This is a genomic window from Pontibacter indicus, from assembly GCF_900156345.1.
GTDB lineage: Bacteria > Bacteroidota > Bacteroidia > Cytophagales > Hymenobacteraceae > Pontibacter > Pontibacter indicus.
Genome location: NZ_FTPP01000001.1, coordinates 681,490 through 696,402, shown reverse-complemented (window position 1 = coordinate 696,402; position 14,913 = coordinate 681,490). Strand labels below are relative to the sequence as shown.

The following is a 14,913-nucleotide window of genomic DNA, read 5'->3' as shown; positions in this document are numbered from 1 at the left end:
CTACCAAGCAAAGCCGGGCTGTTGCCTGTAGTAAAGCGGAATAAAGGAGGGCGAGGGGTATGCCTGGCAAGGTGAAAAGCCAGTAAGGATAGAAGAGCGATGGACGGCCGCGAATAATTACTGCATACGGAATACAAATAGTAACATAATTTCTTTTAAAGATTTAATAAAATCTGAATTGAACCTGAAAAGTAAACTTCCTTCAAATTAATCATGGCACCTTCAACAATATTTGCTTTATTGAATATACAATAACCTTCACCCGGCTATGTTTTTAAAGCTCTTTTCGAAATCCCGTTCCACTGACGACCTGGAACTGGTGCGGCAATACCGCCGGACCGGTGACCTGGACGTGATCGGGAGACTCTTTGAGCGGCATACAGAGATGGTATACCTGATCTGCCTGCGCTACCTCGGGGAGGAAGAAGAAAGCAAAGATGCCACCATGCAGGTGTTCGAACAGCTGATTGTAGCCCTGAAACGGCATGAAGTGAGCAACTTCAAGTCGTGGCTGCACACGCTTACCAAAAATCACTGTCTGCAACTGCTCCGCTCTAACCGACTGAAAGACAAAGTGAGTCAGGCTCTTCCGCAAGAGCAACACACCCTTCCGCAAAGCGAAACACCGCAGTCTGAACTCGATTGGCAGGCACTCGAGCATGGTCTTGTACACCTACCCGCTGAACAACGTACCTGCATTGAGTTGTTTTACCTGCAGCAGAAAAGCTACCGCGAAATAGAGGAAATCACCGGCTGTGACCAGAAGCAGGTGAAGAGCTACATCCAGAACGGGCGCCGGAACCTTAAAATTTACATTGAAAAAAACCATGCGCAACGATAAAATACAAATTAGCGAATGGGGTTTGGAGGAACACCCCTCCACAGAACTGCTGCGGCAATATGAGGAAGGCTCGCTGCCACCGGCAACCAATTACGAGCTGGAGAAGCACCTGCTCGACTGTGAAATGTGCGAAGACATTTTGACGGGCATGTCGCTCGCTGACCGGAAACGAACGAGCCAGGCCCGTTACCGCATCTGGCAGCGCATCCGAACGCGCCTGCGCCGGAAGCACCGCCCCAGCACCATCCTGAGCCTGGCCGACTGGCGCGTGGCCGTTGGCGTGTTGATGATGTTCAGCTCACTGGGTCTGATTTTGTTTTACGCTTATACCCGCACAGCCACGCAGGAGCAGGCAGCCATGCATGCGGCTGAAATACTCCCCCCTAGTCCGGAAGAACTGCTGGCCCGCACGATTGATGCGGCACTGGTGCTTGACATACCAGCCCCACCGGTCGCTGCCAGCCATCCTGACAGCAGCGGTCCGAAAGCAAGTTCTGGCTTTAGCCTGGAGGGGCAGCTAGTGGATGAAAATGGACAAGGTATAGCCCAGGCGACCATTCAAGTTCAAGGCGGCCCCTGGGAAACGACCAGCGATGAACGAGGTCACTTCAGGTTGTCGCTCGTGGCGGGCAGCCATACCTTGCTGGTGAGCAAAACAGGCTATGCACCTCAGACTTTCCATGTCGAAAGCCCCGGCAAAACGCTGCGCCTGCGCATGGGAAACAGACGGCAGTGAGAAAAACCTATACGTAAAAATACGCAACTCTTTTTTGGACAGACGTATACTCCAAATTGCAATTTAATGGATCATAAGGCCGCATATTGTTTCCAGATAAAAAGAAGATTATTCATGCTTTTAGGGGAAAAATACTTAATTTACGGCCTGACGCCCCTTGCCAGAGGAATCTAAACACCAGTATTATCTAGGTTTCGGTTCCGCTTACACCCCTGGCAGTTGCAATGGAATACTATGGAGAACAAAACAACTGCGCTGCAATACAGTGGCGAAAAAAACTATGATTCTGATTTCTGCGGAAGCATCCCCTTACACCAGATCAACCTGATTCAACCGCACGGCCTCCTGCTGGTGCTTGACAAGTCGCTACACATCCGACAGGTAAGTGAAAACATTTCAGATCTGCTGGATCTTGCGCCGGAAGCGATACTGGAGCAACCCCTTGCCTCTTTTCTGCCAGAAACAGAGCTAAAGGATCTGCAACTTAAACTTTCCCGCGAACAGCGATTAGAGCTAGAGCAGGTGGACATCCCCTTCTCGCTCACGTTTGGAACAGAAGATAACAGCCAGGTCTTTACGGCTACCGTGCATCCGGAGGCAGATCAGATCCTGATCGAAATGGAGCCTGCGCAGCGCGAAAATGACAAGTCTTTCCTGAGCTTCTTCCAACAGATAAAATACATTACCTCCCACATTAAGCAGGCTGAAGGCACCGAGGCGATTGCCCAGGTGGTGGCCGATGAGTTCAAGCAGTTTACGGGTTTTGACCGGGTGCTCGTCTACCGCTTCGACCCCTTGTGGAATGGCACCGTGATCGGCCAGGCTAAAACGGAGGACATGAGTGACCTGCTGGGACTTCGGTTCCCGGCCTCTGATGTACCCAAACAGGCGCGTGACCTTTATTTCAAAAACCCTTACCGCCTTATACCTGCCCGCGACTACGAGCCGGTGCGCCTCTACCCTATCCTCAACCCCATTACAAGACGGTTCACAGACCTGACCAGTTGTAACCTGCGCAGTGTGGCCAGCGTGCATTTGGAGTACATGGGCAATATGGGTATCTCGGCTTCTATGTCGGTACCGCTTATTTTGGAGGGCAAACTGTGGGGGCTGATCTCATGCCACCACAAAACCCCGAAATACCCAAGCTACCAGGAGCGTACGGCTATGGAACTGCTGTCCACCATAGCGGCAGTTCGTTTGGGCTCCTACGAAAAAGAGCAGCTTGCCACCATGCAGGCACATAAGCGTGGGCAGTATGCCACCATGATGGAACAGCTCTTCACCCAGGACTTCTTCTCCGAAGCGCTCCTGCACGGCAAACCAAACCTGGTGGAGCTGCTGTCACTAGACGGGGCGGCTGTGGTATATGAAGGCAATGTGCAAACAGTGGGTAAAACCCCGCCTGTTCAGAAAATAAAAGAGCTTGCTTCGTGGCTGCGGCGCAACAGCTCCGACAAGACATACGTAACTAATTCGCTCCCACAAGCTTATCCGAACAGCAAAGACTACAAAGACGAGGCAAGCGGTTTGCTGGCAATACCCATCAATCCGGACCAGGGAGAATACATCATGTGCTTCCGGGGCGAGGTGCTGCAAACTGTCAATTGGAGCGGCAACCCTGATCAGGCCATCCGGAAGGAACCGGACGGCAAAAGCTATCATCCCCGCAACTCGTTCGCGCTATACCAGCAAACGGTGCAGCTAACGTCCCTCCCCTGGAGACAGGAAGAGGTGGAAGCGGCGGAGGCACTGCGCAGCGCCGTGCTTAGCAAGATAATCCGCGAGAAGTACTGAGAATACAAATTACCTTTATTCGGCTAACACAGCATGTTGCAGCAAGCAAATAAAAAGCAGGACCAGAAAGTAAGCCCCAGGCCCGCCGACCATTACCTGGTAGGCATAGGCGCTTCTGCGGGAGGTTTGGAGGCTATCCACAAGCTCTTCGACCACTTTCCCGGGAACTCCAGCTTCTCCTTCGTGATCATTCAGCACCTGTCGCCTGACCACAAAAGCCTGATGGCTGAGTTGCTGTCGAAGCACACCAGCATGCAGGTTCGTGAGGCGGAGGACAATACCTTTACCCGGCCCAACTGTGTGTACGTGCTGCCCAGCGGCAAGCAACTAAGCCTGCAGAACGGGCGGCTCCGCCTGACCGAAAAACCCCGCAACCGCGAGCCCAACTTTGCAGTCGACACTTTTTTTGAGTCGCTGGCAGTGGACCGCGGCCCTTACGCCATCGGCATCGTGCTGTCAGGCACTGGAACAGACGGCAGCAAAGGTGTGCGCGCCATCAAGCAGGCTGGCGGGCTGGTAGTGGTGCAGGATCCGGAAAGTGCGAAATTTGACGGTATGCCCCGCAGCGCCATCGATACGGGCAGTGTAGACTTTGTGCTCCCGCCGGATCAGATTCCGCATGAGGTGATCGAGTATACGCGGCGTACCCCTTTGGTCAAGAGCATCATTCAAAATGGAAAGCAGCAGTCGGAACCGGTGGAGGATGAAGCAGTGCTCAAGCAAATTCTTGACCTGGTATGCACCAAAACACAGGTTGACTTTACTCATTACAAAAAGCCCACGCTCAACCGCCGCATTCACAAGCGCATACAGGCGCTCAAGCTCAACAGTCTGCAGGAATACCTGGATTACCTCCACGCCAACCCGGCCGAGGTAAAAATACTCTGTCAGGAGTTTTTCATCAACGTGACCAGCTTTTTCCGTGATCCGGAGGCCTTTAAGTTGCTGGAAGACAAAGTGATTCCCAGTATACTGGAGACGAAAACTGATGGAGAACCCATCAAGGTGTGGGTGACGGCCTGCAGCACGGGTGAGGAAGCATACTCAATGGCCATTCTTTTTCAGGAGGCCGCACATAGGCTGGGCCGTCACCTGGATGTCAAGCTCTTTGCGACTGATATAGACCAGTCGGCCCTGCAGAAAGCTTCAAAAGGGGCCTACCCTGCCGGCAACCTTCGCAAACAGGTGTCCGAAGAGCGTCTGCAGCGTTTCTTTCAGCAGACAGGCAACAAATACATTGTGAGCGATGAGATACGCAAGATGGTGATCTTTGCGCAGCACGACCTGCAGAAGGACCCGCCTTTCAGCAAGATCGACCTGATCTCCTGCCGGAACATGCTCATCTACCTCAACCCTAGCTTGCAGCATAAAGTACTTTCCCTGTTCCCGTATGCCCTTAATATGGGCGGCTACCTGCTTCTGGGCCCCAGCGAGCACATTGGCGACATGCAGGAATACTTTGAGGAAGAAGACCGCAAATGGAAGCTATTCCGAAAAGTAAAAGACCGCAGCAGCCTGCAGCGCAGCTATGGCGTAACAGATTACCAGAATACCAGCATGCAGCAAAGCCAGGCCAGTCAGTTTAAGACCACGCAGCTCAACCGCTACAACGAGGCATTTATGGATGCCCTGGCAGAGGACTTTAGAGTCACCGCCCTTTACGTTGACTCCAACTACCAACTGCTGCACGGCATCGGCGACATCAACCGTTTCCTCAAGTTTCCGGACAAACGCCTGCACTTCAACCTGATTAAAATGGTGCCGGAGGAGCTCGCCGTTGTGCTGAGTGTAAGCATCCGCAAGGCCCTTAAGACGAAACACAGTGTGGTGGGCAGGCAGGTAGCCGTGAAATTTGGAAAAACAGAGCGCCTTATCCATACCTCTGTGCGCCCGGTTACGCTCGAAAAAGGCCAACCGCCCCTCATCCTGGTATTGTTGCAGGAAATGGGCGAAGTAAGTCCGCAGCCTAAACTAAGCGAGGTGCCCCACCTCTCGGACTCGGACTACTACCAGCAGCTGACTGCGCTAGAAACAGAACTGCGCGAAACCCGTGAAAGCCTGCAGATGACCGTGCAGGACCTCAGCACTACAAACGAAGAGCTGCAGTCAAGCAACGAAGAACTGATGTCGAGTAACGAGGAGCTGCAGAGCTCCAACGAAGAAATGCAGTCGCTAAACGAAGAGCTGCATACGGTTAACTCTGAGCACCAACTGAAAATAAAGGAACTACAGGAACTTAACGAAGACCTGGACAACTACTTCCGCAGCTCCAATGTGGGTCAGCTTTTTGTAGACCACAACCTTGAAGTGCGCAAGTATACGCCGTCCGTTGAGCAGATCGTCAACATCATTGGAGGCGACATCGGGCGACCCGTTCACCACCTGTCGCACAACCTGAAGTATGCCCGCCTGTTTGATGATATTCGCCAGGTGAACAATACCTCACAGGAAATAGAGCATGAAGTAGAGACTGAAAGTGGCCGCTATTTCCTGATGCGCATTATACCTTACCTGAAACGTGACGGCAACAAAGACGGTGTCGTGGTCAGTTTTGTGGATGTGACCACCCTCAAAACACTGACCAGCGTAGTGCAGGGCGTGCTCGACAGCTCGCTTAACAGCATCATGGCCATGCAGCCTGACCGCGACAGCAAGGGCCAGATCAAGGACCTGACCTGGACCCTGCTCAACAAGAAAGCAGAGGAAATGCTCGGCCAGTCGAGTGCCAACCTGATGCAGGGAAGTGTGTCAGCAACGATACCGCACCTACGCGAAAGCGGCCTGCTCCAGAAATTCTGCCAGGTGGTCGAGACTGGCAAGCCCCTGCACATTGAGCAGTTACTGACAATGAACGATCAAAAAGCCTGGTACGAAATTGCCGCCGTGAAAATGGGTGTTGGCATTGCCGTGACCATGGCCAACATCAATGATAAAAAAGACAGCGAGGAACAAACGCTGGAAGCTTACGAAGAGCTTAAGAAGGCAGAGGAAAACCTGACGATCCTCAACAACCAACTGGAGCGCCTGGTGCAGGAGCGTACCCGCGAACTGGCAGAGAGCGAGGAACGGTTCAGGCTGGTAGCCATGGCCACCAACGACGTGGTGTGGGACTGGGATCTGGCAGCCAACAAAATCTGGTGGAGTGACGGGCTCTTTAAAATGCTGGGCTACGACGAAGATGAAATGGCTGGTGGCCTGGAAGGCTGGTTCTCGAAACTGCACCCTGACGACCGGAAGGAAGTGGAGCGCAGCGTGAACAATGCCATCAACAACGGCAAAAAGCAGTGGAATGCCGAATATCGCATCCAGCACAAAGAAGGCACGTATACCCACGTCTCGAACAGGGCCTACATTCTGTATAACGAGTACCAGATGCCGTACCGCATGATCGGCTCGTTTATAGATCTTTCGGACCTGAAGCTGGCGCAGGAGGAACTGCAACACACCAACAACCACCTGATGCGCGTAATCGACGACCTGGACACTTTCGTGTACACGGCCTCGCACGACCTCAAGTCACCGATCGCCAACATAGAGGGTCTGATGCTGGTACTCGAAGAACAAATACGGGAAGCGGAGCCGCTACCAGGCGAGCCGACAGACCCGCTCTTCGTCATGATCAAAGATTCCATCAGCCGCTTCAAAAATGTGATCCGCGACCTGACCGACATTGCCAAGGTACAGCGCGATGTAGATGGTGAGTCGGAACCGCTGGAGATCGAAGCAGTTTACAAGACTGTGTATGAAGGGTTGAGGGAAGAGGCGGAGCGTAAACAGGCGATCATTGAGACAGACTTTACGGAGGCACCTAACATCAGCTTTTCCAGAAAGAACCTGCACAGCATTCTGTATAACCTGATGAGCAACGCGCTCAAGTATAGCTCGCCGGAGCGCAGACCGCACATCCGGATCAAAAGCGGTCACAAAGGGAAAAAACTGGTGCTGAGTATTGAAGACAACGGGCTCGGCATCAACAGAGAAAACCAGGGCAAGATGTTTACGCTCTTCAAGCGTTTCCACTCCCACGTAGACGGCACCGGCATGGGGCTTTACATTGTGAAGCGCATCATGGACAACTCGGGCGGACATGTGCACGTGAAGAGTGAGGCAGACAAGGGAACCACTTTTACGCTAACGTTTCAGCAACAGGAAGTAGGTTCCACCACCATTTTAAAATAAAAATATGTACATAGCCATGAGCCAGTTTGAGGTTGCCAACGGAATGGCAGCTGATGTGAAGGAAGCCTTTGTGAGACGACCACACCTGGTCGACCATGAGAAGGGATTTCTGGGCATGAAAGTTTTTACCCCACAGGAAAACGGAAATGAGTTTTGGGTGATGACCACCTGGACCGACGAAACCAGTTACAAAGAATGGTATAAGGAGCACATGAAGGCCTCGCACGAAGGTATACCGAAAGGTTTAAAACTAGTGCCTGGCAGCCTGAAAATACGTTTTTTTGACATGGTGAGTGACTAAATCATGTTTTCATCGTAGGTAAGGGCAACATCAAAAGCCCTTATACCTATGACCTTCCAATCCACTAGACCTGTTGACATTCTCTTCGATGCTGCCCGGCGCGGCGACCTCACCCTGCTGAAGCAACTGATTGACGAAGGTGTTGACGTGAACGAGCCAGGCCCCCGTGGCTTCACCCCTCTGATCATCGCGACTTACAACAACCAGCCCGAGGCAGCGCGTATGTTGCTGGAGGCGGGGGCTAATGTCAATGCGCAGGACCTGGCCGGTAACACCGCCCTGATGGGGCAATGTTTTAACGGCTATGAAGGTATAGCCGAGCTCCTGCTGGAATACGGCGCAGACCTTGACCTGCAGAACGGCAGCGGCGGCACCGCGCTGATGTTTGCCACTATGTACGGCCGCACCAACATGGTGAAGTTTATGCTGGAGCAGGGCGCCAACCGCGAGCTACGCGACGTTCGTGGCCTGACCGCCCAGCAAATGGCCGCACAGGTTGGCAACGAAGAAGCCCTGGAACTTTTCGAAGCCTCCCCAGAAAGCACCACCTGATAAGTTTAACTTATTTTTCGGAAATTGCGGCGACATGTCGTACGCCCTTTCTATACCTAAACTGCCGGAGCTCCCCGTAAAGGAAGCGCTCCCCAGCCTGCTGCAAGCACTTGCCACTTCGAACCGCGCTGTGCTGGAGGCCCCTCCCGGAGCTGGTAAGACTACGCTTGTGCCACTAGCTCTGTTAGATGCCGACTGGTTGCAGGGCGGCAAGGTGCTGGTGCTGGAACCACGCCGACTGGCAACCCGTGCCGCCGCGCAGCGCATGGCCGATCTGATGCAGGAAACCCTGGGCCAGACCGTCGGTTATTGGGTACGCATGGAACACGTTGTCTCTTCCCGTACCCGCGTGGAAGTGGTAACCGAAGGCATTCTGACGCGCATGTTGCAGGAAGACACCGCTCTGGAAGGTGTAGCCGCTATCCTATTCGACGAGTTTCACGAACGCAGTCTACAGGCTGATTTGGGCCTGGCACTCGCACTGGATGCGCAAGCTGTCCTTCGTCCTGACCTGCGCATCGTCATCATGAGCGCCACGCTCGACGCAACAGGTATAGGCAAGTGGCTCCAGGCACCCGTAATCCGAAGCGACGGCCGCCTTTACCCTGTCGAAACGCATTACCTCTCCCCTGCCGAAGTGGCGGCAGCCGGTTCTCGACCTGCTGAACGCCTGCAGGAGTTGGTACCCAGAGCAATCATGAAAGCCTTGCGCGAAGTGCCTGACGGAGACATCCTCGTCTTTCTGCCAGGTATGGGCGAGATGCGACGGGTGGCAGATCAACTGGAGAGCAGCCTGCCGGCCGATGTAGAACTACACTTGCTGCACGGTGACTTGGCACTAAGCCGTCAGATGGCTGCTATCCAACCTTCTCCAGCCGGTCGACGGAAAATAGTGCTGGCCACCAGCATTGCCGAAACCAGCTTGACCATAGAAGGCGTGAAGATTGTAGTGGACGGCGGCTTTGCGCGCACCCCGCGCTTCCTGCCCCGTACCGGACTCACAACACTGGTCACCACTCCTGTATCCAAAGCTGCAGCCGACCAGCGACGTGGTCGCGCCGGTCGATTAGGCCCCGGCGTATGCTACCGGCTCTGGTCCACGGCCGATCAGTTGCAGCTGCCCGAGCGACAGGACCCTGAAATAAGCGAGGCTGACCTGTCGGGGCTGGCGCTGGAACTGGCCTTGTGGGGTATAAAAGACGTCAGTGCCTTGCAATGGCTGGATGCCCCGCCCCCAGCAGCACTCTCACTTGCCCGTGATTTGCTGGTGCGCCTGGAGGCGATCGATCATATGGGGCAGGCCACCGCCCACGGAAAGGCCATTGCCTCCATGGGCCTCACTCCCCGTCTCGGACATCTGGTGATCCGTGGGCACGAACTAGGTTTGTCTGAAACAGCTTGCACCCTGGCCGCCCTGCTTGCAGAACGTGACATCATCAGAGCACAACAAACCTTCAACACTCCCCTGCCCGACCTAACCCTACGGCTGGAACTCCTGGCCGGTAAGCGCCCGCCTATACCTGGCTTCGTGCGCGACGAGAATGCTATCAGGCGGGTACAGGAACAGGCCCAGCACCTGCGGCAGCGCCTCCGTGCCCCCAAGGGAACCATCGACGCGCATGCGGCCGGCCTTCTGACAGCCCTCGCCTATCCTGACCGGCTGGCTCAGCGCGAGAGCGCGGGTAAGGTACGGCTGATCACAGGCCAGCGTGCCTCACTCCCTACGGAGATATTTTCCGAGGCTGCCTACTACGGCATTGCCCACCTTGATGCAGGGCAGCATCCACGCATTTTGCTGGCTGCGCCTCTAAGCAAAGGGGAAGTGCAGGAACACTTCGCAGCCCAGCTTGCGCAATCCGAAGAGGTGCGCTGGGACAATGCCAGCGGTCGGGTGCAGGCGCGACGCATTGTCAAGCTAGGTGCCTTGGTGCTGGAGGAAAAACAACTTGCGCAGCCCGATCCGGAGCAAATGGCATCAGCGCTCCTGCAAGCATTGCAGGAGAAAGGTATAGCACGATTACCCTGGTCAGAGGAAGCTATCCGGACACGCCAACGAATAAATTTCTTACGTCAGCTTGCACCCGACGCCTGGCCGGATGTATCAGACGAGGCATTGGAAGAGACTAGGGAGAATTGGCTTTTGCCGCACCTGGCCGGCCTGCGCAGCTTGGAGCAGGTCAACCGGCTCGATTTTCAGAATATCCTCTTGTCTATGCTGACTTGGGAACAGCAACAGGAACTGGACAAACTGGCTCCCTCGCACCTGCAGGTTCCCAGCGGCTCCCGTATTGCCTTGGACTATACTGATCCTTCGACCCCTGTGTTGGCTGTCCGATTACAGGAAGTGTTCGGTATGCTCGACACCCCCCGGATTGCAGCGGGCAAGGTGCCACTGTTAATGCACTTACTCTCTCCTGCTTCCCGCCCCGTACAGGTTACCCGCGACCTGCGAAGCTTCTGGAACACCGGCTACTTTGACGTGCGTAAAGACCTGCGCGGACGCTACCCCAAACACCACTGGCCGGAGGATCCGCTCACGGCTATACCTACCCGCAGCATAAAAAGGAAAAGTAATTAATCAGTACAAAACGGACTATTTAAATCAGCAGAAACATTCTGAGTTCGACTTTAAATAGAACTATACAAAGAATATACAAACTAAATCATACTGATAAACAACCTTTTACAACTATCACATCGTACAATTAATCGATATTATACCTGCTTTATTTATAGGCTAATATCGTATTGTGATCAAGTTTAAACTATAAAACCATGAAAAAGATATTATATGCAGGCTTCGGTGTGCTGTTTGGTACAATGGCTTTAGTTGCCTGCGATAACACCAATAGAACCGGAACAACAGAAAGTGATACAGAGCGAGTGGTAGATCGGGACTCAGTTGCGACTGAATATGAAGTAACAGAAACAGTTGTAGATTACGACACCACGAAAAACACCAAAAAAGTAGATGTTGATCGGGATAACGACCGGGACAATAACTAAAATAAAAAAATATTTTTTGGTTGAATGCAACCCCACCCGAAATGCCGCCGTATAAAAGAACGGCTAAAAGTTGAAAAGTTAATTGTTACAGACTAATCTTTTCAATAGAGAACAGCTCCTTTTCGAAGGGGCTGTTCTTTTTTTATGCCCTATCCATACTATAGCGCGAAAAATTCAAACGGGCCAGTTTACCTTTCATCATTCCAGTTCTTGTACAGATCAAGCATTGGTTTAAATCCCATGCTCATTTTCCTGCGCTCTCACAGTCCAACTTAATAGCTATACCTGCTGGCAAAGTCTACACATTGGGACAGTATTTGGAGAGCAGGTGAGCTCCCTCTTAATTATTTGGAAACAGAGACATACCGAGGTTAAATCGCCTACTTGTTGAGGCGCCAGCTGGGGCTCAGAAATTAAGAAGGAAAATTATTTTTAAAAACTTTGTAACAACCCTGAAACTAGCCCCGTATAAAGGAATGGCTAAAAGTTGAAAAGTTAATTGTTACAGACTAATCTTTTCAATAGAGAACAGACTCCTGCAAAGGGGTCTGTTCTTATTTTATACCTACCCTAATCAAAAAAAGGGAGCCCGGATATGGACCGGGCTCCCTTTTTTTGTGCTTTACTGCCTATTAAAGTGCGTTCTTCTTCAATTCTGCCTGAAATTTCTTCAGTTGCGGATCGATCACTTTTTTATCACCTACTACTACGAGGGTCATGTTTTTAGGCTGCATGTACTTCTGTGTGGTTTGCTGTACCTGCTGTGGAGTTACGGCATGGATGTTCTGTACTTGGTTTTCCAGGAACGAATCTGGCAGATCGTGCAATTTCAGGAAATTGAGCTGCGAAATGATACCCGATGGAGATGAGTTACGCAGAACGAACAGACCGGCTTCATAATTTTTAATGCCTTCCAGCTCTTCAGGTGCAGGGGCTTCAGTAGCCATGCGGTTGATCTCGTTCAGGATCTCGCGAAGGGAGTTGCCCGTGTGCTCGGTGGTGACATCGGCTACCTGCGCCCAGTCCCCTACCCGGTAACGGGCGGCTAGGGTGCTGTAAGGCGAGTAGGTATAGCCTTTGTCTTCGCGAATGTTGCGGGTGATGCGTGAGCCGAAAGAGCCTCCCAATAGCGAGTTTGTCACACGCAGCGCCATGTAATCAGGATGGGAAGGATCGACAACCGGCAAACCGAATACGATGGTAGACTGCGGCGCCCCCGGCCTGTCCAGAACGATCATGTCGCTTTTGGTAACGGGTTTGGCCACCATGATCTGCGGGGCTGCCCCTTTCCGCCAATCGCTTAACTGACTGTTCACGGCGTCCTTCATGGCGACCTGGTCAAACTTACCGGCCACGTATACCGTGGTGCGGTCGGCTCCGAACTGCTGCTCGTAAAACTGCTGCACCTGCTCGCGGGTAAAGCCATCGATCATTTTATCGGTCGGAAAGTCGCGGCCATAGGGGTGATTCGGGTATAGCGCCCCTCTGAACTTTGACTGCGCAATGGCACCCGGCTGCTGCCGGAGCAGATTGTTCTGGCGCTTGAAGTCATTCTTGATCCGATCCATCTCCGACTGTGGAAAGGCCGGATTTTTAAGCAGGTCAGCCATGATCTCGACCAACTGTGGACCAAACTCTGACAGTGCTGAGCCGGAAATCCAGGTTTCGTTAGGACCAACGCTTATGTACAAGGAGCCTCCCAGGCGAGCCACCTCCTGGGCCAGCTGCTTGGCGTTTCGTGTAGCAGTGCCTTCCTGCATCAGGCTGCCCACAATGTCGGCCAGGCCATTTTGCTCGGCCGTCTCGTGTACGTTGCCTACCTGCACCACCATGCTTACCTCTACTTTGGGCACGTCGCCATAAGGCACCATCACGGCAGAAAGTCCATTGTCAAGTTCGAACTCCTGCTTGGCGGGAAGTTTAAAGTCACGTGGCTGGCCTCCCTCGGGCGGGCTTTGCTTTTGGGCCATGGCCATACCTGCCGACAAGGTCAGGACAGCGGACAGTGCGATTGTAAATATCTTTCTAGTCATGGCGCTTAGCTTTTTGCGAGTGGTTTAACAACAAGAACAGTGCGGTTAGTAGGACGCAGGTACTCCTCAATCGTTTTGCGGAGCAACTCAGGCGTCACTTTACGGAACTCTGACTCCAGCCGGTTAATGCGAGCCGGATCGTCGTCGAACAAGGCAAAAGTGGCTAGCAGATCTGCTTTCCCGAAACCGGATGAGGCACTTACCTGATCGTAAAGGGAGGAGCGCATTTTCACGATCGCCAGATCAATCAGTTGCTTGTCAATCCCCTCCTGCTGCAGTTTCTGGATCTCGGCATCCAGTACTTTCACGATCTCGTCCGCATTCACGTTCTGGTCATAGATCAGGCTGCCCATCCACAGCATCGGACCGTTGTAGTTGAACATATTGCCCAGAAAGGCATTGATGCCGCCATCCACCGAACCGGTATAACCCCGCTCCTGCACCAGTGCCTGGTAAAGACGGCTGTCGTTGCCCTGCAGCAGGATCTGGTCGAGCAGGCCCATGGCGTAGTACTCCGGCGAGTTGCGCTCCGGCATGTGGTAGGCAAAAGCCAAGGCCGGACGGTTAGCCAATTTGTCGTCTTTGGTGAAGCGCTGCTCTTTTTCCTGCCGCGGCTCGGTCAGGTCGACAGGAGCCGGCAGTTTGCCTGTAGGTATACTGCCAAAATACTGCTGTATCCATTTTTTTGCATCACCTGTCTCGAAGTCGCCGACTACGACCAGCACGGCATTGTTAGGCGAGTAGAAAGTGTCAAAAAAGGACTGCACGTCCTGCAGGTTGGCAGCATCCAGGTCTTTGAGGTCGCCATAGAAGTTGTGCGCGTTGTACCAGTTTTTATTCGCGTACTGCGGCATGTCGAGCCAAGGGAAGCCACCATAAGGCTGGTTGAGCACGTTCACCTTCACCTCGTTTTTCACCACGCCCTGCTGGTTGGTCAGGTTTTCCTGGGTGATGTTGAGGCCCTTCATACGATCCGCCTCTGCCCAAAGCATGGTTTCAAGTTTGTGCGCCGGTACGATCTCGAAGTAGTTGGTGAAGTCGAAGCGGGTAGAGCCGTTGAGGATGCCGCCGTTCTTCTGAACAAGCTGAATGAACTCCATTTTGCCCAGGTTATCAGAGCCCTGGAACATCATGTGCTCGAACAGGTGCGCAAAACCAGTGCGGTCTTTGGGCTCGTTCCGGAAGCCGATGTTATAATACACAGCGATGGTGGCAATAGGTGCCGTCTTGTCCTGCGACAGAACCACCTTCAAACCATTGTCCAGGGTATAGTAGTCCACGGGAATCTGATAGCCCGATTCGGTTGCTGGTGGCTCCTCGGTGGCGGGTACGCTCTCGGCTGTGGCCGTTGTCGTTTCAGGAGACTGGGTGGTGGTCCGCTGTCCGCAGGCGCTCCAACTGAGCACTAGAGCCAATGCGCCCCATCTCACATAATTTTGGAAAGGTGTGTGATTCATCATGCGCTGAT

10 protein-coding genes are annotated in these 14,913 nt (G+C 53.2%); 8 read left to right on the top strand and 2 right to left on the bottom strand.

Annotated features, from left to right (window positions below; translation table 11 throughout):
* Positions 1 to 268: 268 nt before the first annotated feature.
* The 8 genes from B0B12_RS02955 to B0B12_RS02920 all read left to right on the top strand — a co-directional run bounded on the left by B0B12_RS02955 (position 269) and on the right by B0B12_RS02920 (position 11,412).
* The gene (locus tag B0B12_RS02955) at positions 269 to 841 is read left to right on the top strand and encodes an RNA polymerase sigma factor (RefSeq protein WP_076665991.1); all 573 of its coding nucleotides are present in this window, start codon (positions 269 to 271) and stop codon (positions 839 to 841) included.
* Positions 828 to 1,577 carry a carboxypeptidase-like regulatory domain-containing protein gene (locus B0B12_RS02950; RefSeq protein WP_076665990.1) on the top strand — a complete coding sequence of 250 codons (750 nt, stop codon included), beginning with the start codon at positions 828 to 830 and terminating at the stop codon, positions 1,575 to 1,577. Before B0B12_RS02955 ends, B0B12_RS02950 begins: the two co-directional genes overlap by 14 nt.
* A gap of 234 nt (positions 1,578 to 1,811) precedes the next feature.
* Entirely contained in the window at positions 1,812 to 3,374 is a 1,563-nt protein-coding gene (locus B0B12_RS02945; protein ID WP_076665989.1) for a GAF domain-containing protein, read from the top strand.
* A 33-nt stretch (positions 3,375 to 3,407) separates the two neighbouring features.
* Positions 3,408 to 7,553 carry a chemotaxis protein CheB gene (locus B0B12_RS02940; protein ID WP_076665988.1) on the top strand — a complete coding sequence of 1,382 codons (4,146 nt, stop codon included), beginning with the start codon at positions 3,408 to 3,410 and terminating at the stop codon, positions 7,551 to 7,553.
* A gap of 4 nt (positions 7,554 to 7,557) precedes the next feature.
* Positions 7,558 to 7,854: an antibiotic biosynthesis monooxygenase family protein gene (locus B0B12_RS02935; RefSeq protein WP_076665987.1), complete on the top strand. Its 297-nt coding sequence runs from the start codon at positions 7,558 to 7,560 to the stop codon at positions 7,852 to 7,854.
* A 48-nt stretch (positions 7,855 to 7,902) separates the two neighbouring features.
* Positions 7,903 to 8,406 (top strand): ankyrin repeat domain-containing protein, encoded by a 504-nt coding sequence (locus B0B12_RS02930; protein WP_076665986.1) that lies wholly within the window; start codon positions 7,903 to 7,905, stop codon positions 8,404 to 8,406.
* Positions 8,351 to 10,984: an ATP-dependent helicase HrpB gene (hrpB, locus tag B0B12_RS02925; protein WP_244554575.1), complete on the top strand. Its 2,634-nt coding sequence runs from the start codon at positions 8,351 to 8,353 to the stop codon at positions 10,982 to 10,984. The genes B0B12_RS02930 and hrpB overlap by 56 nt, the downstream gene beginning before the upstream one ends.
* 197 nt (positions 10,985 to 11,181) lie before the next feature.
* Complete coding sequence (locus tag B0B12_RS02920) at positions 11,182 to 11,412, top strand: hypothetical protein (protein WP_076665984.1); 231 nt, start codon at positions 11,182 to 11,184, stop codon at positions 11,410 to 11,412.
* Positions 11,413 to 12,044: 632 nt separating this feature from the next.
* Here B0B12_RS02920 and B0B12_RS02915 read toward each other — a convergent pair.
* Entirely contained in the window at positions 12,045 to 13,445 is a 1,401-nt protein-coding gene (locus B0B12_RS02915; RefSeq protein ID WP_076665983.1) for a M16 family metallopeptidase, read from the bottom strand.
* A 5-nt stretch (positions 13,446 to 13,450) separates the two neighbouring features.
* Positions 13,451 to 14,905 (bottom strand): M16 family metallopeptidase, encoded by a 1,455-nt coding sequence (locus B0B12_RS02910; protein WP_244554574.1) that lies wholly within the window; start codon positions 14,903 to 14,905, stop codon positions 13,451 to 13,453.
* Positions 14,906 to 14,913: the final 8 nt, after the last annotated feature.